General features: G+C 59.8%; 16 protein-coding genes and 1 pseudogene. 9 read left to right on the top strand and 8 right to left on the bottom strand.

What is annotated here, in order from left to right; translation table 11 throughout:
- Positions 1-288 precede the first annotated feature (288 nt).
- Together lpdA and sucB are read left to right on the top strand one after the other, a co-directional pair.
- Positions 289-1,674, top strand: coding sequence for a dihydrolipoyl dehydrogenase (lpdA, locus tag HMPREF2712_RS05810; protein ID WP_049337822.1), 1,386 nt, complete (start codon positions 289-291; stop codon positions 1,672-1,674).
- A gap of 191 nt (positions 1,675-1,865) precedes the next feature.
- Positions 1,866-3,539, top strand: a complete 1,674-nt coding sequence (gene sucB, locus HMPREF2712_RS05805; RefSeq protein WP_070819491.1) for a 2-oxoglutarate dehydrogenase, E2 component, dihydrolipoamide succinyltransferase — start codon at positions 1,866-1,868, stop codon at positions 3,537-3,539.
- 191 nt (positions 3,540-3,730) lie between these two features.
- Here sucB and HMPREF2712_RS05800 read toward each other — a convergent pair whose 3' ends face one another.
- The gene (locus HMPREF2712_RS05800; protein ID WP_070819490.1) at positions 3,731-5,455 is read right to left on the bottom strand and encodes a peptidase; all 1,725 of its coding nucleotides are present in this window, start codon (positions 5,453-5,455) and stop codon (positions 3,731-3,733) included.
- A 208-nt stretch (positions 5,456-5,663) separates the two neighbouring features.
- Here HMPREF2712_RS05800 and lipB point away from each other — a divergent pair.
- The 5 genes and pseudogenes from lipB to budA form a co-directional block, all read left to right on the top strand.
- Positions 5,664-6,353 (top strand): annotated as a pseudogene (gene lipB, locus HMPREF2712_RS05795) (lipoyl(octanoyl) transferase LipB); the annotation flags it as partial.
- A gap of 164 nt (positions 6,354-6,517) precedes the next feature.
- Positions 6,518-7,525: a lipoyl synthase gene (gene lipA, locus HMPREF2712_RS05790; protein WP_049347251.1), complete on the top strand. Its 1,008-nt coding sequence runs from the start codon at positions 6,518-6,520 to the stop codon at positions 7,523-7,525.
- A gap of 209 nt (positions 7,526-7,734) precedes the next feature.
- Entirely contained in the window at positions 7,735-8,451 is a 717-nt protein-coding gene (locus HMPREF2712_RS05785) for a DUF4191 domain-containing protein (RefSeq protein WP_005505470.1), read from the top strand.
- Between the two features lie 346 nt (positions 8,452-8,797).
- Positions 8,798-10,222 carry a type I glutamate--ammonia ligase gene (gene glnA / locus HMPREF2712_RS05780; protein ID WP_005508615.1) on the top strand — a complete coding sequence of 475 codons (1,425 nt, stop codon included), beginning with the start codon at positions 8,798-8,800 and terminating at the stop codon, positions 10,220-10,222.
- 623 nt (positions 10,223-10,845) lie between these two features.
- Positions 10,846-11,595, top strand: coding sequence for an acetolactate decarboxylase (budA, locus tag HMPREF2712_RS05775; RefSeq protein WP_049352570.1), 750 nt, complete (start codon positions 10,846-10,848; stop codon positions 11,593-11,595).
- Positions 11,596-11,721: 126 nt separating this feature from the next.
- Here budA and HMPREF2712_RS05770 read toward each other — a convergent pair whose 3' ends face one another.
- The gene (locus HMPREF2712_RS05770) at positions 11,722-12,150 is read right to left on the bottom strand and encodes an HIT family protein (RefSeq protein ID WP_044150314.1); all 429 of its coding nucleotides are present in this window, start codon (positions 12,148-12,150) and stop codon (positions 11,722-11,724) included.
- A 53-nt stretch (positions 12,151-12,203) separates the two neighbouring features.
- The gene (locus HMPREF2712_RS05765; protein ID WP_070819489.1) at positions 12,204-12,881 is read right to left on the bottom strand and encodes an MBL fold metallo-hydrolase; all 678 of its coding nucleotides are present in this window, start codon (positions 12,879-12,881) and stop codon (positions 12,204-12,206) included.
- Between the two features lie 156 nt (positions 12,882-13,037).
- On the opposite strand from HMPREF2712_RS05765, the gene HMPREF2712_RS05760 reads away from it, so the two are divergent.
- A complete protein-coding gene (locus tag HMPREF2712_RS05760; RefSeq protein WP_049342169.1) occupies positions 13,038-13,502 on the top strand; it encodes a Fur family transcriptional regulator in 465 nt (154 codons plus the stop codon).
- A 264-nt stretch (positions 13,503-13,766) separates the two neighbouring features.
- Here the strand turns inward: HMPREF2712_RS05760 and HMPREF2712_RS05755 are convergent, their stop codons facing one another.
- The 5 genes from HMPREF2712_RS05755 to HMPREF2712_RS05735 all read right to left on the bottom strand — a co-directional run bounded on the left by HMPREF2712_RS05755 (position 13,767) and on the right by HMPREF2712_RS05735 (position 19,357).
- Complete coding sequence (locus tag HMPREF2712_RS05755) at positions 13,767-14,687, bottom strand: metal ABC transporter permease (protein WP_060824572.1); 921 nt, start codon at positions 14,685-14,687, stop codon at positions 13,767-13,769.
- Positions 14,684-15,583: a metal ABC transporter ATP-binding protein gene (locus HMPREF2712_RS05750; protein WP_070819488.1), complete on the bottom strand. Its 900-nt coding sequence runs from the start codon at positions 15,581-15,583 to the stop codon at positions 14,684-14,686. The genes HMPREF2712_RS05755 and HMPREF2712_RS05750 overlap by 4 nt, the downstream gene beginning before the upstream one ends.
- The gene (locus tag HMPREF2712_RS05745; protein WP_070819487.1) at positions 15,584-16,591 is read right to left on the bottom strand and encodes a metal ABC transporter solute-binding protein, Zn/Mn family; all 1,008 of its coding nucleotides are present in this window, start codon (positions 16,589-16,591) and stop codon (positions 15,584-15,586) included. It lies immediately after the preceding gene.
- Between the two features lie 352 nt (positions 16,592-16,943).
- Positions 16,944-18,026: a hemolysin family protein gene (locus HMPREF2712_RS05740; protein WP_070819486.1), complete on the bottom strand. Its 1,083-nt coding sequence runs from the start codon at positions 18,024-18,026 to the stop codon at positions 16,944-16,946.
- Positions 18,023-19,357 (bottom strand): hemolysin family protein, encoded by a 1,335-nt coding sequence (locus HMPREF2712_RS05735; protein ID WP_070819485.1) that lies wholly within the window; start codon positions 19,355-19,357, stop codon positions 18,023-18,025. The genes HMPREF2712_RS05740 and HMPREF2712_RS05735 overlap by 4 nt, the downstream gene beginning before the upstream one ends.
- A 587-nt stretch (positions 19,358-19,944) precedes the next feature.
- On the opposite strand from HMPREF2712_RS05735, the gene HMPREF2712_RS09155 reads away from it, so the two are divergent.
- On the top strand, positions 19,945-20,126 hold a 182-nt coding region (locus HMPREF2712_RS09155), incomplete at its 3' end, for a 2-oxoglutarate dehydrogenase E1 subunit family protein (RefSeq protein ID WP_246828679.1).

Here is a 20,126-nt window from a genome sequence, read left to right as displayed (position 1 = left end):
CTTGACTGGTTCAGTGCGACCGCTGTGGCGGTCCTGCCATCTGACTGTTCTATGACGCGCCGCTTTTCTTGCGTGGTGAAAAATTTGCGGTGTTTGGGCGATTAATCGGCTAAAACCGCCCTGAGTGAACTTAAACGACCTTCAACGGGGGTATTGTTGTATTAAGTGTTTTTCTGCGTACGCGGAGGGGCGCGCGATTTTTGTGAGTCGCGGGCCTTTCGCGCATGCTGGGGAACCTACCAATAAATTGGTAAAGAACTCATTGCAGGGGTTTTAGCCCCAACAACTATGCAAGGGAGCAATATCGTGGCTCAAGAATTCGACATCCTCATCCTCGGCGGCGGTTCCGCTGGCTACTCTGCAGCTATTCGCGCACGCCAGCTAGGCTTCACCGTCGGCCTGATCGAGAAGGAAAAGGTCGGCGGCACCTGCCTGCACACCGGCTGTATCCCCACCAAGGCGTACCTGCACGCTGCTGAGCTGGCAGAAGAGGCACGCGAGGCGTCCAAGGTTGGCGTTAACGCTGTGCTGCAGTCCATCGAAATGGGCAAGGTTCGCGATTACAAGGACGGCATCGTCTCCGGTAAGTTCAAGGGTCTTGCAGGCCTGCTGAAGATGAAGGGCGTAGAGGTTATCCCCGGCGAGGGTAAGCTGACCGCTCAGGACACCATCACCGTCGGTGGTGTTGAGTACAAGGGTAAGAACATTATCCTGGCATCCGGCTCGGTCTCCAAGACCTTCGGTCTGCCCATTGAGGGTCGCGTTCTGACCTCCACTGAGGCACTGGAGATGGACTACCTGCCCAAGAGCGCTATCGTGCTCGGTGGCGGCGTGATTGGTTGCGAGTTCGCATCCATGTGGAACGCTATGGGCGTTGACGTCACCATCATCGAGGGCCTGCCGAACCTGGTTCCCAACGAGGACCCGGCAATTATCAAGGTTCTGGAGCGTGCGTTCAAGAAGCGCGGCATCAAGTTCAACACCGGCACCCTCTTCGAGAAGGTTGAGCAGGACGCTAACGGTGCTAAGGTCACCCTGGCTGACGGCAAGGTCTTCGAGGCAGAGATCGTTCTGGTTGCTGTTGGTCGTGGCCCGAACACCGCAAACATGGGCTACGAGGAGCAGGGCATCCCCATGGATCGCGGCTTCGTTCTGGCTAACGAGCGTCTGCACACCGGTGTGGGCAACATCTACGCTGTTGGTGACATCGTCCCCGGCGTTCAGCTGGCTCACCGCGGTTACCAGCAGGGTATCTTCGTTGCAGAAGAGATTGCTGGCCTGAACCCCACCGTTGTTGAGGACATCAACATCCCCAAGGTCACCTTCTGTGACCCGGAGATTGCTTCCGTTGGTTACTCCGAGCCCAAGGCTAAGGAGAAGTTCGGCGCTGAGAACGTTGAGACCGCTGAGTACAACCTGGCTGGTAACGGTAAGTCCGCTATCCTCGGTGCTACCGGTATTGTGAAGGTTGTCCGCCAGAAGGACGGCCCCATCGTTGGTGTTCACGCTATTGGTAAGCGCATGGGTGAGCAGATTGGTGAGGCTCAGATGTGGGTTGCTTGGGAAGCATTCCCCGAGGACGTCGCTAAGTTCATCCACGCACACCCGACTCAGAACGAGTCCCTGGGTGAGGCTGCAATGGTCCTGAACGGCACCCCGCTGCACAGCGCATAAATTTTGCTGACTGGCGTTAGCGCGTCAGCTTAGTATTGACGACCGTTGGTCGTTAGCGGTTGCCGGGCGTATCCGCTGAACAACGCCCCTATCCGGATGCGCGTCGACATGTTTCGACGCATGCGGCGCGCATCCGGGTCGCCGCTCACATTTTTCTAGTTCAAGCATTCACAAGGAGAACGGGAAAGATTATGTCCCACACCGTAGTACTGCCCGCACTGGGCGAGTCCGTGACCGAGGGTACCGTTACCCGCTGGCTCGTTGAGGTCGGCGACACCATTGAGGTTGACGCACCCCTGGTTGAGGTTTCCACCGACAAGGTTGACACCGAGGTCCCCTCCCCCGTAGCAGGCGTTGTTGAGCAGATTCTCGTCCCCGAGGACGAGGACGTCGAGGTTGGCGCTGCTCTGGCTATCATTGGCGACGGTTCCGGCGCTGCTGCTCCGGCTGCTCCCGCAGCTGCTGCTCCCGCAGCTCCCGCTCCGGTTGCTGAGGCTCCCGCAGCACCCGCTGCTGCTCCGGCTGCTCCCGCCGCTGGCTCCGCTTCCGGCACTGAGGTTCTGCTGCCCGCACTGGGCGAGTCCGTCACCGAGGGCACCGTTACCCGCTGGCTGAAGGAAGTTGGCGAGCAGGTTGAGGTTGACGAGCCCCTGGTTGAGGTTTCCACCGACAAGGTTGACACCGAGGTTCCCTCCCCCGTAGCAGGTACCCTGCTCGAGATCCGCATCCCCGAGGATGAGGACGCAGAGGTTGGCCAGGTTCTGGCTATCATCGGCGACGCTTCCGCTGCTGCTGCACCGGCTGCTCCGGCTGCTCCCGCTCCGGTTGCTGAGGCTCCTGCAGCTCCTGTAGCACCCGCTGCTGCTCCGGCTGCTCCTGCAGCTCCCGCTGCACCTGCCGCTCCGGCAGCTGCTGAGGGCGAAGCATACGTGACCCCGCTGGTCCGTAAGCTCGCTAAGGACAACGGCATCGACCTGTCCACCGTCAAGGGCACCGGTGTTGGTGGTCGCATCCGCAAGCAGGATGTTCAGGCTGCTATCGCTGCTAAGGGTTCCGCTGCTCCCGCCGCTGCTGCACCCGCTGCAGCTGCTGCTCCGGCTGCTGGTTCCGCAAAGGCACCGCACACCTTCGAGGTTTCCCCCAAGCGTGGCACCGTCGAGAAGACCGCACGTATCCGCCAGGTTATTGCAAAGCGTATGCGTGAGTCCCTGGACATCTCCACCCAGCTGACCCAGGTCACCGAGGTTGACGTGACCCGCATCGTTCAGCTGCGTGCAAAGGCTAAGGACGGCTTCGCTGCTCGTGAGGGCGCTAAGCTGACCTTCCTGCCCTTCTTCGTCCAGGCATCCGCTGAGGCTCTGCAGCAGCACCCCGCTCTGAACGCTTCCATGACCGAAGACTACAAGCAGATCACTTACCACGGCTCCGAGAACATCGCTATTGCTGTGGACACCCCCAAGGGTCTGCTGGTTCCCGTCATCAAGAACGCTTCTGACCTGGGCATTGCTGGCCTGGCAAAGGCTATTGGCGACCTGGGTGGCCGTGCACGTACCGGCGACATCTCCCCCGAGGAGCTGTCGGGTTCGACCTTCACCATCACCAACATTGGTTCCTTCGGTGCACTGTTCGACACCCCGATCATCAACCAGCCGAACGTTGCAATCCTCGGCACCGGTTCCATCGTGAAGCGCCCCATGGTTGTTAAGGATGTTGATGGTAACGACGTTATCGCTATCCGCTCCATGTGCTACCTGTCCCTCACCTACGATCACCGCGTGGTCGACGGCGCGGACGCTGGTCGCTTCCTGCACACCCTCAAGACCCGCCTGGAGGAGGCAAACTTCGAGTCTGAGCTGGGCCTCTAAGACCTGCATAGATTCAAGGAAGTTTCCTTGTGGCGGTGCCCTGATGGGTAACTGAGTGTAGCTCTCCGGGTTTTCCCGGACAGTGAGCAAAAAGGCGGCGGCTCCATCCACTTCGGTGGGTGGGGCCGCCGCTTTTGTTGTGCCCGCGTTTCTGCAGCGTCAGCTATACGGTGTTAGCTATACGGCATCGGCTATGCAGGGACGGGTTCGGCGCGGGCTATCTCCCAGCCTTTCTCCCCGCGGTGCAGGTCGAAGATGACTTTCTGGCGGGTGACGCCGTTTTCTTCGTTGAGTTTGCGGGCTTCCCGCTCGGTTTTATCTGCGCGGTAGCCGGGCGCGGAGACTACCGCCATCACGCGGATGTTCTCGCTGTCGCGGCTGAGTTCTTCGGCGGTGTCGACGGTGAGCTCTGCGCCGCCTCGGGCACGGCGTTCTTGGTTTCGCTGGTCGATGAGGGCTCGTAGAATCTGATCGCCCTGCGCGCTCTGATCCTGTGCGCTTTGATCCTGTGCGCTTTGATCCTGTGCGGCTGTATCCTGTGTTTCCGTGCCGCCGGGCTCCTGCTCCCCCGCAGTGTTCACGGATTGAGCGGATACGGGCTGCGCCGTTGCCGGAGCGTTCTGCCCGTAGAGGGTGAACCCGAGAGGCAGCGCGATAGCCCCCAGTGCGAGCGCGGCGAGCCCCAGGCGCGCGGAGGGGCGGGCGAAAGCACCGCGTAGCGCCGCAAGGCGGGATGTTCCTGTCGCTTCTGCGTTCTTTGCGGCATCTGCATTCTTCGGAGCGGGTGCACTCTTTGCAGGGCTCAATGCGGAGCTCGACGCGGGGCTTAACGGTTTAGGGTCGGCGGCAACTGCTGGCTTCTTCACGCGAGGCAGATGCTCTGCCAGGTAGCGTTGCGCCTTCTGCGCCTTTGAGAGCTTCTGTACCGGCGCGGGCTCCACAGCTGCGGGAATGAGGGCGCGGGCTCGTTCTGAACAGCTCAGGTAGACATTGAGCGGGCGAGGCGGCACCTCCTCCGCCAGGGCGACCACGGAGCTGAGCCCTGCGAGCGCCGCCTCCTGGGCGGGTGCGTTCAGCAGGTATTCGAGGGCTCTGCCGAGGCGCTCAATCCATTCGCTGCTGGGTGCCCCATCGGTTGCAGTACCGACCGCTCCCATGCGCTGTGAATCCATTCGCAGTGAGAGGGGTACGCGGGCGGTGGAGGGTTCCGGCGCGTGCCCGCAGGCGGCTTGCCAGAGCAGGGCCGCTGTGGAGCGTGCGTAGTTACCCCGAGCGGCAGTGAGCTGATCCGTGTCTAGAGAGTCCGTCTCACAATAGACAGCGTCGGGCAGAAGGAGTTTGGGCACTCCGGCGGCGCTCAGAGCAATATATTCGGCACTCAGCTCGGCGCGCCCCTCCCCTGCCTTTTTAAGGCTACCGAGCGCCCGGTGCAGGGTTCGTGCCAGGGTCATGAGCTCGGCGGGTGTCAGGGTGCGAGCACTCAGGAGCTTGTCGAGGGTGCCCGCGTCGAGGGGCTCGTACCAGAGGCACAGCTGATCGGCGCTATCGGCGCTCTCACTAGTAACGGCGTGGAGCTTGGCGAGTCCGGGCGCGTTACGCAGGGCGGCGGCTACCTGCGGGGTCTGGGCGTGCCGCTGAGCGGATGCATCTGTGTTTTCCTCGAATCCGTACCCGTTGGCTGCCGCGCGCAGAGTGGGCGCGGCAGGAGCCAGCTGGGCGGAGGGAGCTGGCGGGGCGGGGTGAGAAATGGTGCGCAGGGTGTAGCGTTCGGGGTGCGCGGAGGGCACGGAACGTACGGCGGGTGCGCTCTCAGTGGGTGTACTTGCGGTTGTTCCACCCCGGTACTCAACAATCTGCAGGGTGGGCAGAGCCGGGTTGGCGATGCTTTCCAGAACGTGTGCTTCTTTACTTCTCATACCATCATGTTATCAAATTACATCAAACAATATCTTTAAGCACTCTAAAATAGTTCAAATGCTCCAAAGGACCCCAAAGGTTAATTCAGGTATTTATCTGCTTATTCACCGTTCCTCCCCTTGAGCACACCCTCACGTAACATTCCGACGTGTTCGCTCATCACGTGATTCAGGGCGCCCTAATTTTCTTCCCTCCACCAGCAGTACTAAGGTAGAAAGTATGTCTGTGACGATTGAACGCGTGGGCTTCGCCCCGAACTATGTGAACTATGTTGAGTGCCTGGACAAGCAGTACCGCATCCACGATGAGGTGGCTAACCGCACCCGCCAGAATACGATTCTTCTACTTGAGCACGAGGCAGTGATTACTGCCGGTAAACGCACCGAAGACCACGAGTACCCCGCAGACAAGTCCACCCCCGTCGTCAAGATTGACCGCGGCGGCAAGCTGACCTGGCACGGCCCCGGCCAGCTGACTGCTTACCCGATTCTGCGTCTGCCCGAGCCCATTGACGTGGTGGCGTATGTGCGCATCGTCGAGGAAATCATCATTAACGTCCTGGCTGGTCTGGGCATTAAGGGTGAGCGCGTTGAGGGCCGTAGCGGCGTGTGGATCCTGGGCGACGGCATCACCCAGGACAAGAAGATCGCGGCACTGGGCATGCGCGTTTCGCGTAACACCACCATGCACGGCTTCGCAATCAACTGCTGCAACGACACCGCACCTTTCCAGCAGTTCATTCCCTGCGGCATTAGCGATGCGGGTGTTACCACTATTTCGGAGCAGCTGGGCCGCACCGTCACCCCCGCCGATATTTTGGAGCCGCTGGAGGCAGAGCTTCTGAAGTACCAGGACCGCCTGGCAGAGTCTTTCGAGCCCATTGCGGCGCAGGACTAAACGCAGGGTTAGACGCAGTCAAGAAGCATCGAACGGGTCGTACACGTAACGCGTCCGGCTTTGTTCGTCATATACGAAAACCAGTTTCACCTACGCCTGAGCGGGCGTAAAATAGAAGATGGCCCACCTGCACAGAGGGCACATCTAGACCAAGGAGAAGACTTTTGAGCACCGCACCTGAAGGACGCAAGCTACTGCGTGTGGAGGCCCGCAACGCTGAGGTTCCCATTGAGAAGAAGCCTCACTGGATTAAGACCAAGGCTATTGTTGGCCCCGAATACAACGAGATGCGCGAGCTGGCTCGCGGTCAGGGCCTGCACACCGTGTGTGAAGAGGCTGGCTGCCCCAATATTTACGAGTGCTGGGAAGACCGTGAGGCAACCTACCTGATTGGTGGTTCCGAGTGCACCCGCCGTTGCGACTTCTGCAATATTGCGACCGGCAAGCCTGTTGCTGTTGACTACGCTGAGCCTTTCAAGGTTGCTAAGAACGTGAAGGTCATGGGTCTGCGTTACGCAACCGTGACCGGTGTTGCTCGTGACGATCTGGAAGACGGCGGTGCGTGGCTGTACGCAGAGACTACCCGTCAGATTCACAAGATGTGCCCGAACACCGGCGTTGAGATGCTCGTCCCCGACTTCAAGGGTGTTCCCGAGCATGTTCAGAAGGTGATTGACGCGAAGCCTGAGGTGTTCGCGCACAACCTGGAGACCGTCCCCCGTATCTTCCGTCAGATTCGCCCGGCGTTCCGTTACGAGCGTTCCCTGGATGTTATTACCCAGGCTAAGGAAGGCGGCATGGTCACCAAGTCCAACCTGATTCTGGGTATGGGCGAGACCGACGAGGAGATTTACGAGGCGCTGTGCGATCTGCACGATGCTGGTTGTGACATCATTACCCTCACCCAGTACCTGCGCCCCGGCCCGCTCTTCCACCCGATTGAGCGTTGGGTGAAGCCGCAGCAGTTCGTGGATTTTGCGAACATGGCTGAGGAGATTGGTTTCGCTGGCGTTATGGCGGGCCCGATGGTTCGCTCGTCCTACCGTGCAGGTCGCCTGTGGGCTCGTGCAATGCGTAAGAACGGCTACCCGATCCCTGAGAACCTTGCCCACATTGAGGGTGAGGGTGCAGCCCTGCAGGAAGCCTCTTCCCTGGTGGCTGCGGGCTACTAAGCCTTTTCAGAATCTTGCTGAGAGCGTTGAGGCTCCTCGAACCCGGTGTTCATCCGGTGTTCGGGGAGCCTCCCCTTATGCCCCGCCCCTTGTGCGGGTAGGGTAAACTAGAAAAATTGCAGGCATACACTGCATCGTTACGTCACTATGGTTCCGTGAGCGTTTGAGGCGCTTCTCGGGGCCGCGGAAGAACCAGCCGAGGAAGAATCGTGGCAGATAAGCGCGAAGAGAAGAAAAAGAAGAAGGAACGCACTCCGGGCACTTTCGCCCAGATGAAGCAGGTCTACCAGATGACCAAGAAGTCCGACCCGAATATCGGTTGGATTCTGAGTCTGTCGGCTCTGGGTACCCTTTTGGTTTTCCTCCTCATCGGTATTGCCCTGGGTAACTGGATTACTTTCCTGATTCTGGGTCTGGGCGTTGCCGCTATTGTGGCGATGCTTCTGCTGGGTCGCCGCGCGCAGACTGCGGCTTTTGCTCAGATTGAGAACCAGCCCGGTCGTAGTGGTGCGGCGATGAACTCGGTGCGCCGCGGTTGGATTGTTGAGGAGCAGCCTGTTGCTGCGAACCGCAACCAGGATCTGGTGTTCCGTGCGCTGGGCCGTCCCGGTATTGTGCTGGTGACCGAGGGCCCTCACAGCCGTGTGAACTCGCTGGTGAACACTGAGAAGAAGCACCTGGCTCGTGTGGCTCCCGGTGTGCCGGTTCACGTGATTGAGACCGGTCACGATGAGGGTCAGGTTGAGCTCAAGGACGTTGTGAAGACCATGAATAAGCTGCCGAAGGCTCTAACTCAGCAGGAGATGCAGGTTGTTTCTGGTCGTCTGAGCACCTTGAACACTATGCGTAACCCGATGAATGGTCTGCCGAAGGGTGTTGACCCGATGCGTGCTCGCCCGGACCGTCGTGCGATGCGCGGCCGCTAAGCGAGACGCTGATATAAGGTTTTGAAGGCTCCGGCTCTTCCCGTGGGGGGAGGGCCGGGGCCTTTTGTTATACCCGGTTATTGCGTTGCTGGCATTGATGTTGGCTTTACTAGAGCTTTATTAGAGGGCGTTAGCATCTGCGCTGTGTGTCGTAAGACAACCAAGATGTAACTCCTTTCCAGGATTTGTAACATTACCGAAACACGATAGTCACGCACGCGCAAAAAATAACCACTATGCTTGATATGTCACAGGGTTTTGCCCGCGGCCAAAAACTAAACCAAAGACTGAATGTGATGAGGGAAGATACCCTCCTGCACCGTCAGTCGAACAAGGAGCAGTCCTCATGTTTACCAGCCCCCAGGAAGTTCTCGACTTTATCAAGAACGAAGAAGTAGTCTTCGTTGATATCCGATTCACCGACATGCCCGGCGTGCAGCAGCACTTCAACCTGCCCGCTAAGGCGATTGATGACGATTTCTTCGTCAACGGCCAGCTTTTTGATGGCTCCTCCATTCGCGGCTTCCAGGGCATTGCAGAGTCCGACATGCAGCTGATCCCCGACGTTCAGTCCGCGTACGTTGACCCCTTCCGCATTGAGAAGACCCTGGTCATCATCTGCTCCATCGTGAACCCCCGCACCGGCGAGCCCTACCACCGTGACCCCCGCGGCGTCGCTGAGCGTGCCGAGGCGTACCTGCAGTCCACCGGCATTGCAGACACCGCATTCTTCGCATCCGAGGCTGAATTCTTCGTCTTCGAGGACGTCCGCTACCAGGTCGAGCCGAACTCCGTGTTCTACAAGATCGACTCCGATGAGGCACCCTGGAACACCGGCCGCAAGGAAGAGGGCGGCAACCTGGGCAACAAAACCCCCGTCAAGGGCGGCTACTTCCCCGTCTCCCCCGTCGACAAGCAGGCTGACCTGCGTGACGCAATGTGCGTAGCAATGGACGAGGTTGGCCTTGAGGTTGAGCGTAGCCACCATGAGGTGGGCGCAGCTGGCCAGGCAGAAATCAACTACAAGTTCGACACCCTCACCAAGGCTGCTGACGACCTGCTGAAGTTCAAGTACGTCATCAAGGGCACTGCAGACGCATGGGGCAAGTCCGTGACCTTCATGCCCAAGCCCGTGTTCGGTGACAACGGCTCCGGTATGCACTGCCACCAGTCGCTGTGGCAGGACGGCGAGCCCCTCTTCTACGATGAGCGCGGCTACGCTAACCTCTCTGACACCGCACGCTGGTACATTGGCGGTCTGATTGAGCACTCCTCCGCTGTTCTGGCGTTCACCAACCCGACCGTGAACTCTTACAAGCGTCTGGTTCCCGGCTACGAGGCTCCCATCAACATGGTGTACTCGCAGGGTAACCGTTCCGCCGGTATCCGCATCCCGATTACCGGCACCAACCCGAAGGCTAAGCGCCTGGAGTTCCGCGCACCGGACCCCTCCGCTAACCCCTACTTCGCGTTTGCTGCTCAGCTGATGGCTGGTCTGGACGGTATCCGTAACCGCATCGAGCCGCCGGCACCGATCGACAAGGACCTGTACGAGCTGCCCGCTGAAGAGGCTAAGGACATCAAGAAGGCTCCGGCTAACCTGGAGGAGGCTCTGGCTGCTCTGGAGGCTGACCACGACTTCCTACTCGAGGGCGGCGTCTTCACCGAGGACCTGATTCAGGCGTGGATTGACTACAAGCGTAAGAACGAGCTGGAGCCGCTCTCGCTGGTTCCGCACCCGCTTGAGTACCAGCTGTACTACGGCGTCTAATTCACTGGCGTCTAATTCGCTGGCGTCTCATCTTTCCTTCTGGGCTTTGCCCAGCACCCGCACTGAGATAAGTTGCGGGGTGGGTTCTGGGGTAAGTTCTAGATAGCAGGCAACGGCCTATACGTTCCTTGGGGAGCGTATAGGCCGTTGTTGTGTATTCTGAGCGGTTTCTACTGGTTTTCTACGGGGCGCAGGCTCACCGGACTATTTTGGTGACGGTTCGTGTCTAATATTTTTCTTCCTATATGAGCCTCGTGTATCTTAGTTGCGCTTAGAGCGGCTCTAAGGGCTAAGCTGTTGGTGCTGGCGTTCCCTCCCTTTTTGTCGTGCAACCGGAGGGAACGCCAGTCTATTTTTATGCCCTTGTTCAGATGACTGCTTTCAGCGTTCTAGAGGTCATATCCTAAGATGCTGGCCCGCTGACTGGTAGGTATGTTCAGAGGCGGGCGTACAATGAAAGTGCGTGCGCCCGGCCTGCGTCACCTACGAATTCCTAGAGAAACGACATCACACGCCGTGTTCTCCCCGCCGCCCCTCATCTTTTAGGCATCTGCTGGGGCGAGTATCGCCGATGACCGACCGACCCGTCTGACGCCGCATCCACTGTAACGAGGAGAAATCTCATGGCATATCAGCCGACCATCCTAAACGGTGAAACTGTTTTCCGTAACGAAGTTTTTCAGACCGGCCTCATGTCCCAGTTGCTGGACGGCATCTACGATGGCGAGATGACCATCGGTGAGCTCCTGAGCCACGGCAACTTCGGTGTGGGTACCTTCAACGGCCTCGACGGCGAAATGGTCGTCCTCGACGGCGTCTGCTACCAGGTACGCCACGACGGTTCCGTGTCTCTGCCCGACCTGCGCCAGCAGACCCCCTACGCCGTGGTCACCAACTTCGTGCCCATGATTAAGCGCGAACTACCGCAGAACCTACTCCGTAAGTCTGCCTCGCAGATTCTGGATGACTTCACCGTCTCCAAGAACTACATGTACGCCATCAAGATTTACGGCGAGTTCGAATGGGTCCGCACCCGCACCGTCATCAAGCAGGAGAAGCCCTACCCGAAGATGGTTGCGGCCACCGAGAATGAGGACATTGTCCAGTTCGATAACGTAACCGGCACGATTGTTGGCTTCCGCACCCCGATCTACGAGCAGGGCATCTCGGTGCCCGGCTGCCACGCCCACTTTATCGATGATGAGCGCGTTCAGGGCGGCCACGTGGTCGACTTCAAGCTGCGCTCCGCAAAGGTCGAGATTTGCCCCGGTACCGGCCTGCAGCTGCACCTGCCGCTGACCCCCGAGTTCTCCTCCGCTAACCTCTCCCCCGAGGACCTGGCTGACCAGATCTCCAAGGCTGAAAAGCACTAAGCTTCTCCCATACCGGGATATAGCAACGGGATATATTAACGAAGGAGCCGCCCTCTACTGTTGTGTAGAGGGCGGCTCCTTCGTGTTTATACGCGCTGTCATGTTTATACGCGCTGTAAAGGGCGCTTACGCCTCCGGCACGAACTCGCCGTGGCCGCGCTCGCGCAGGGCAACACGCACCTTCTCAGCGGCCGCATCCAGCTCTTCGGCGGTCGCATCCTTCTTCGCGTTAGCGGGATCGTAATCAGCCATGCCGTCAGCCGGGAACAGGTGGATGTGGGTGTGCGGAACGTCGAAGCCCGCAATCATCAGAGCCACGCGGTCCTTATCAAACGCCTGATCCAGGGCACCAGAAATCTTGTGCGCCACAGCGAACAGGTGCGCTGCCAGCTCAGCCGGCAGATCGGGCCAACGGTCGACCTCAGCGCGGGGAACGAGCAGCAGGTGACCTTCCGACAGGGGCATGATGTCCAGGAAGGCGACGCAGTGCTCGTCCTTCCAGACGAAGCGGCCGGGAATCTCGCCCTCAATAATCTTGGTAAAAATCGTGCTCACAATACTCTCCTTCATGCGCCGTCATCGGCGCGTTTGAAGCTCAACGGTCAGGCTTACGCCTCAACCTCAATGCTCTCACCGGGGTTCAGGTGCTTCAGCTCAGTGCCGTACTTCGCGCCGAAGTTCGTCACCAAGCCCTCAATAATGCCGGTGCCGTTGGCGTTAATCATGCCGTTGTGAATCGGAACCACACGCTGAGCGCCGGTCGCAATCACAAAATCAATGACTTCCTGAACCTTCGACCAGGGCGCGTGAATCGGCACCAGAACGGTATTCGCACGCACGCGGTGAGGAACCACCAGCGAGTCACCCGGGTGGTACACGACACCGTTAATCAAGTAACCGACATTGGCGATGGTCTGAATCAGCGGGTGAATCAGGGCGTGCTGACCGCCGTAGGTCTTCACCTCAAAACCGGGGATGCTGAACTCAGAATCAGAGGAAACAACGGTAACCTCGGCAGCGGGCACAGCCTCCTTAATGACCTGGGCGACAGCCTCGGGAGCCCAAATCTTCAACGGGGTCTGCGACTCGGCACGCTGAGCAATCAGCGGCAGCACCGACGGGCCATCAAAATGATCCGGATGCGCGTGGGTCACGAACAGGTAATCGGCGCCTTCCAGCGCGGTGGCATGCTCACCTTCAGCAGCAAAATTGCCAGGGTCAAGAACGAGGGTGCGCCCCTCATTCTCAAGGCGGATACATGAGTGGGTGTACTTCGTCATCTTCATAGTTTTAGTCTACCGCGAACCTCCACACCCGCCCGGCGGCGGCTTCAACTTTTGAGATAAGCCGCAAATCAGCCACCTTTTGAACGCCTCTAGTGTAAAGTCGTAAGACAAGATCGACCACACAATGGGACGGATTCCGCCCCGAAAGGTTCAGCAATGGACACTCATATTCCCGTACGGAGAATTACGAAGCCCGCCGAAGCCCGAAATACCCGCCAGCGTCGCATCATCAAGGCGACCATGGAAGAGCTCGGCGATTTCATCTCAGCACAGGATCTGCACCTGACCCTCGCGAACCGCAAGGAACAGGTCTCTCTCGCAACTACCTACCGTGTGCTGCAGTCGCTGGCTAACGCCGGTGAGCTCGATTCGGTCAAGGGCGTTGAGGGTGAGACCCTGTACCGCCACTGCCAGGTAAAGGACCATCACCACCACCTGCTCTGCCGCCGATGCGGCACCGCCATTGAGCTGGAAGCACCCGCCCTTGAGGACTGGGCACTGGCTATGGGTAAGCAGCACGGCTTCTCGGAGCTGGAGCACGTGGTTGAAGTGACCGGTTACTGCCCGGACTGCACTTTGGCACGTCGCGAGGAAGAATCGCAGGGCGGCGCTGCACGCTAACGTTGCAGGCTAGGCCGCACCCCTCACCTGCTGAGGGGCTTTCCTTCACCGGAGAGGATCCTTCTCTGGAGGAACAAAGAGAGGGCGTCTTTAAAGATCTTCGACGCCGCTACAGCACGACACACAGGGCATCTGGACAAGGCAACACAACGCCGCACAGGTTGAGCCCGCATTGCGCACCGGGTACATGACCCATAGCGCTAACACAGCACGACAACGAAAGAGCCCCACCTCATTCCCGAGGTGGGGCTCTTTCTATAGGTCTTATGCCTTCTCAGCCAGCTGGCGGCCCGACGCGCTATGGCGGCGCTTCACGCCACCAATCACACGGCACACCACGTAAATCAGGAAGGAAATACTGGTCACGTAGGGACTAATCGGCAGCGAACCGGCAAGAGCCAGCAGAATACCGCCCACAATGGACGCCTCCGCAAACAGCACCGACAGGATTAGGGTGCGTACCGGAGAAGCCGTTACCTGCATCGCCGCAGCCGCCGGAGTAATCAACAGCGCCAGCACCAGCAGCGAACCGACCACCTGCACCGACAGCGCCACAGCAATACCCAGAATCACCATGAACACCAGGGACAGGAAGCGCATCGGCACACCCTTAGCGCGAGCGACCTCCGGGTCCAGGGAGGAGAAGCTCAGCGGACGCCACACCATCACCAGCAGGGAAATAATAACCACCGCACCAATAATCATGGTGTGCAGCTGGTCGGCATCCACGGACACGATCTGACCGGTCAGCAGACCGAACTTATTCGCGCTACGGCCCTGGTACAGGGAGAGGAAGAGAATACCCAAGCCCAGGCCGAACGGCATGAGCGCACCAATGACCGAGTTCGAGTTACTCGCCTTAGAGCCCAGAAAGGCAATCAGCAAAGCCGAGGCAATCGAACCGACCATAGATCCGGTCACCACGTCATAGCCGAGCAACAGGGCAAGGGCTGCACCCGCGAAAGACATTTCAGAGACGCCGTGCACCGCAAAGGCATGGTCGCGCATCATCACGAAAATACCGACGAAACCACCGATAAGGCCCAGCACAGCACCAGCAAAAATAGAGTTCTGCAGCATCTGCAACAGCTCGCCGTAGCGGTCAAAAACGAAGATACGGGAGAGCAAATCATTCTGCGCGGCGGCAACCGGTGCCAGAGCGGGGAAGGAAGCAAGAATGGTCATCGAGTGCTTCCTCCCGGAATGTGTAGAGTGCGCTGCGGTTCGGAGAGACCAGACTTCAGGTGGGAACCGTGAATGTTCTGGTCGGTGCCCTCAATATGGCAGTGGTCGCTGGCGTGAGTCTCACCCACCACCACGTAACGGCCATTAGACTTGAGCACGCTCACCGGGGTTCCGTACAGGGAGGTGAGAGTCTCGCTGGTCATGACCTCTTCCACCGACCCGACCGTGAAACGACCGTTCGCCAGGTAGAGCACACGATCCACATGCTCAATGATGGGGTTGATTTCGTGGGTCACGAACACCACCGCCACGCCGCGTTCACGGTTGAACCGGTGAATCAGCTCAGCCACCGCGTACTGGTGGTTGAGGTCCAGGGAGAGTAGCGCCTCGTCAGCCAGCAGAATCTTCGGGTCGTTCGCGAGCGCCTGGGCGATACGCAGACGCTGTTGCTCACCGCCGGAGAGCAGCCCCACCGGCACGTTCGCGTACTCGGTCGCGCCAACGGCTTCGAGGAGCTCGTCAACCTTGGCGCGGTATTTGCGGCCGTGCAGGCGGATGCCCCAGCGGTGCCCGTCCACGCCAAGTCCCACGAGGTCGCGGGCGCGCATCGGGGTGGAGGTGGGGATGGACTTCTGCTGCGGTACGTAGCCGACGCCGGCGTTGCCCAGACGTGCGGGTTTGCCGAGCACGGAGATTTCGCCGGCGTTGAGTCCGGTCAAGCCGAGAACGACTTTGAGGAAGGTGGACTTGCCGGAGCCGTTGGGTCCGAGCACGGCGAAGTATTCGCCTGCGCCGATGTCGAGGGTTAGATTTTTCCAGAGGGTGCGGGCCCCGAAAGCGAGGCTACCCCCGCGAATGGAAATCGCGGGGGCGGCACCGTTATTGTTGTCAGTCACTTAGGAGAGCGCCTTTTCGAGGTTGCTGACGTTGGTCTTCATCCATGCCAGGTAGTTGGTGTTTTCCGGCAGGGTTTCGGTGAAGGATACGTAGTTCACCGAGGCGTCCTTAGCTGCCTGCAGCACCTCGTTGGTCTGGGAGGTGGAGGTCTGCTCGTTGTAGGCGAGCAGCTGGACCTTCTTCTCGGTGATCATGTCCTTGGTTTCCTTCAGGACGAGTGCGGGGACGTCGTTGCCGGCTTCTGCCGCCTCAGCGAATTCGCTGGGGGTTGCGTTCTCTGCGCCGGTGGAGGAAATCAGGTAGTCCGGCACGGGCTCGGTGGACAGGTACTTCTTGCCTTCACCGGCGATTGCCTTGGCGGTGGTGTCCAGTGCGTCCAGTTCCTTGGAGAAGGTGGATGCGTTGGTGCGGAACGCCTCAGCGTGTGCGGAGTCGAGGCCTGCGAGCTCTTCAGCGATCTTCTGGGCGACCTTCTTCATGGTTTCGAAGTCGTACCAGAGGTGCTCGTTGAACTCGTGTGCGTGGGCGTGGTCGCCGCCGTCTTCGTGGTGTTCGCCGCCGCGGTGGTCCTCGACCAGGTGGGTGTATTCGGCGTCGGTGAGCTTGCCGCTGACCTTGACCGCGTTCACGATCTTCTGGGAGGCGTTGTCCTTGCCTGCGAGGTCTTCGAGGAACAGGTCGTAGCCTGCGCCGTTGATGACGATCAGGGATGCGTCCTTTGCCTTGAGGCGGTCGGCGCTGGTGGCTTCGTAGGAGTGAGGGTCGGTGCTGGTGGAGGCGATGAGCGCGGTGACCTCAATGTAGTCGCCGCCAACCTGCTTGGCGATGTCTGCGTAGACGTCGGTGGAGGCGACGACCTTCACCTTGCCCTTGTTGGAGCCAGCCGAGGAGGACGAACCGGAGGAGGGGCTGTTCTCGGTTGCGCAGCCTGCCAGCAGCAGGGAGGACGCTGCGAGTGAGCCCATTGCGGTGAGGAAGTGCTTGCGGGTGATCTTCGGGTGCGACATGAGAGCTCTCTTTCGGTTCGTTCTAGTCTGTAGGTTCCTTAACTACATCATGCGCACACCCGTATAAACAACTCTTTATTGTTGTCATTTGGGTGCTGTTAGGCAACCCTTTTCCCTGTTAGTAGCTTATGCAACAGGGATAGTTAGCTCAGCCTACTGCGCTCCCCCACCGCTACTTTATACTGCCGCTTCATCCCGCCGTCTGAGAGTGCCCCTTGGGTGCATCCGTAAGCCGTTTTTGACCGCAAAACAGCCCGCCCCGCGCCCTCCGTGACGAGGGCACCGGGCGGGCTGTGTGTTCAAGATTTCCCTGTTTTATTCGGGATATCTCACGATGCGGCTACTGGGCTTATTACTGGGCTTCGCGCGCCTGCTGTCGGCGTACACGCTCACGCACCGCGTCCTGGGTGGTGTCGTTGATTTCGCCGACAAGCTCCTCCAGCACGTCTTCGAGGAAGACCACGCCGAGGGTTACGCCCTGCTCATCCATAACCTGCGCGATATGGGTTCGGCTGCGCTGCATGGAGGCGAGCGCATCGTCAATATCGGTGGTCGGGGTGAGCGTGTCCAGGGAACGTAGCTTGTACCAGGGGAAGGGCTCGTCGAACCGCTCGGGGGCGATGGCGAGGGCGTCCTTCACGTGCAGGTAGCCCATGTAGGTTCCGTCGCTGTCGGTAATGACGAAGCGGGAGTAGCCGCTGCGTGCCACGGCGCGTTCCAGTTCGGCGGGGGTGCTGCCGAAGGGCAGGGTGACGAGCTTATCGCCGGGCACCATGATTTCGTAGACGTCCTTCTCGGTGAATTCGAGGGCGCTTTCAATCACGCCGGCGTCGTCTTCCACGGTGCCTTCTGCGGTTGAGGTTGCCACGATGGTCTGCAGCTCGCCCAGGGTGAAGGTGGAGGCGACTTCGTCCTTTGCGTCGACCTTCATGAGCGCCAGCAGCTTATTGGACAGGTTGTTCAGCAGGGCGACCACGGGGGCGAAAATCTTGGAGAAGGTCACCAGGGTCGGCACAATCCAGAGAGCCACACCGCGGGCGGCGAGGGTCACGGCGGCGTTCTTGGGAACCATCTCGCCGAAGATCACGTGCAGGTAGGTGACCAGGATCAGAGTGATACCGAAGGCGATTACGTCCACGATCGCGTGGGGCAGGCCGACCAGGTGCAGGGGCACCTCCAGCATGTGGTGCAGCGCCGGTTCTGAGACGTTCAGAATCAGCAGCGAGCAGATGGTGATGCCCAGCTGGCAGGTGGCGAGCATAAGCGAGACGTTCTCTAGCGCGTAGATGACGGTCTGCGCTCGCTTATTGCCTTCTTCGGCGAGCGGTTCGATTTGTGCTCGTCGGGTGGACATGATGGCGAATTCACCGGCGACGAAGAAGGCGTTTCCGGCGAGCAGGATGACGAGCAGTGCGATGGCTACCCAGTCGTTCATGCGTTGCCTCCCTTCTCGGTCTGTTCCTGTGCGCTAGGTGCGGGGGTGAATCGGATGCGGTCCACGCGGCGGCCTTCGAGGGTGTCGACGCGCAGGGTGCCGCCGGGTACGGGGACGCTGTCGCCTACTTCGGGGATGCGGCCGAGCCGTTCCATCATGAAGCCGCCGACGGTTTCGTATTCGGGGCTTTCCTCAACCTCGAGCCCGGGGATGAGCGCGTTGATTTCGTCGGGGCGGCGCAGGCCGGAGAACACCCAGTCGCCGTTGCCGTAGCGTAGGGGGCGTTCGGTGCGGCCGCGGTCGTGTTCGTCGGAGACTTCGCCGACGATTTCTTCGACGAGGTCTTCGAGGGTTGCGATGCCCGCGGTTCCGCCGTATTCGTCGAGGACCACGGCGAGCTGCAGGGCACCCTGGCGCAGCTGGGTGAGCAGCGCATCCAGGTGCAGGGTTTCGGGGACCTGCAGCACGTCTTCTGCGAGGGCGCCGGCCTCGAGGGTTTCGCGCACCTCCGGAGGCACGCCGACTGCCTTCTTCACGTGTACGACACCCACGATGTTGTCGTGGTCGCCCTTGTAGAGGGGGAATCGGGAGTGGCCGGTGGAGCGTGCCAGCTTGATGACTTCGGCAACGGGGGCGGTGTCTTCGAGCATGGCGACCTGACCGCGCGGGGTCATGACTTCGGAGGCGGTCAGCTCGGAGAATCGCAGGGTGCGGTCCACGAAGCGTGCCGCGTCGGAGTCGAGGGTACCTTCTTCTGCGGAGCGGCGCACCATGGAGGAGAGCTCTTCGGGGGTGCGTGCCGCGGAGAGTTCTTCTTTGGCTTCCATGCCGAAGCGTCCGAGGATCCAGTTGGCGGAGCCGTTCATGATGCGCACGAGCGGGGACATGACGCGGGTGAATGCCAGCTGCGCGGGGGCGACTCGACGCGCCACATCGTAGGGTTCGGCGATAGCGAGGCCCTTGGGCAGCAGTTCGCCGACGACCATGGAGAGCAGGGTTGCGATGAGCATCGCCAGCACCAGGGTGAGTACGTCGGTCACACTGGTGGGCAGACCCAGGCTACTGATGGCGCCGGTGGTGAGCGCCTTGATGGCGGCGTCGAGGGTGTAACCGGTCAGCAGCGTGGTGATGGTGATGCCGATCTGGCAGCTGGACAGCTGAGTGGAGAGGGTTTTGAGGCAGCGCAGGACGGCGTCGGCTGATTTATCGCCGGAGTCCTTTGCCTGCTGCACGGTGGCGGTTTCGAGTGCCACGAGTGAGAACTCTACGGCAACGAAGAAGCCCGTGCCCAGGATGAGGAGCAGGCCGATGAGTAAGAGAATCAGATCCACTCAGCCACCGCCTCCATCGGCTGGTGTGCGGCGCCTTGGGCTTGGCGGGGTAGCCCCGCAGTCAGGCTGTCCAGATGCTGAGCATCGGAGGTGGTGTTTTTGGGTGTTACAGTGCCGTGTTGTGCAGAGTACGCGGGCAGTATCCTGCGCTGGCTAGTAGTCAGAGTCTTACTCAAAGGGTCATCCATACCCCATATTTTAGCGAAGGTTTCGTCTCTTCCCGGTGCTGTAGAGTGCCTGCTCACAAGTGCAAGACAGTACTTGTTGCGCACGCGGCTCATTGCTAATCCGTAAGAGTGAAAAATTGCATTGCGGATATAGCGCGATGAGCTGGAAAGTTCACCGTGCTTCTCTTTACACTTATACATAGGAGCATGAGTGTGCCGCCATGCAAGCGGATGAACCCCGACGTTCACGGCACGCTAGGCAGGTTTGTACGGTGCACACCCCGCACATACGGCCATCATCTTAGGCGATGCGCACATGCTCAGCGTGATGATTCGCCCCTCGAAGACGCGGGTCGTCTATGCCGGGGAGAGTCCCGGACGCGACGGATAAATTCACACTAATTGGAAGAGGCGTTTAACGTGCCAAATCTGCCAGAACATCTGGTGCCTGAGGAATTTGCCGGTAACGAATGGTTCGTTGAAGAACAGTACGAGCGTTACCAGAAGGACAAGAACCTCGTGGACCCTTCATGGTGGCCCATTTTTGAGACCATCGACAAGGCGCTGGGAGGCGCCGGTACCGCTAGTGCAGCTCCTGCTGT

It is taken from the genome of Rothia sp. HMSC064F07, assembly GCF_001837265.1.
GTDB lineage: Bacteria > Actinomycetota > Actinomycetes > Actinomycetales > Micrococcaceae > Rothia > Rothia mucilaginosa.
The sequence above is the reverse complement of the archived record's forward strand: the minus strand, read 5'-3'. Positions and strand labels throughout refer to the sequence as shown.

Coding starts and splice junctions, on each gene's coding strand:
- lpdA (WP_049337822.1), top strand. CDS start 289: ATGCAAGGGAGCAATATCGTGGCTCAAGAATTCGACATCCTCATCCTC.
- sucB (WP_070819491.1), top strand. CDS start 1,866: ATGTCCCACACCGTAGTACTGCCCGCACTGGGCGAGTCCGTGACCGAG.
- HMPREF2712_RS05800 (WP_070819490.1), bottom strand. CDS start 5,455: ATGAGAAGTAAAGAAGCACACGTTCTGGAAAGCATCGCCAACCCGGCT.
- glnA (WP_005508615.1), top strand. CDS start 8,798: ATGTTTACCAGCCCCCAGGAAGTTCTCGACTTTATCAAGAACGAAGAA.
- budA (WP_049352570.1), top strand. CDS start 10,846: ATGGCATATCAGCCGACCATCCTAAACGGTGAAACTGTTTTCCGTAAC.
- HMPREF2712_RS05765 (WP_070819489.1), bottom strand. CDS start 12,881: ATGAAGATGACGAAGTACACCCACTCATGTATCCGCCTTGAGAATGAG.
- HMPREF2712_RS05760 (WP_049342169.1), top strand. CDS start 13,038: ATGGACACTCATATTCCCGTACGGAGAATTACGAAGCCCGCCGAAGCC.
- HMPREF2712_RS05755 (WP_060824572.1), bottom strand. CDS start 14,687: ATGACCATTCTTGCTTCCTTCCCCGCTCTGGCACCGGTTGCCGCCGCG.
- HMPREF2712_RS05745 (WP_070819487.1), bottom strand. CDS start 16,591: ATGTCGCACCCGAAGATCACCCGCAAGCACTTCCTCACCGCAATGGGC.
- HMPREF2712_RS05740 (WP_070819486.1), bottom strand. CDS start 18,026: ATGAACGACTGGGTAGCCATCGCACTGCTCGTCATCCTGCTCGCCGGA.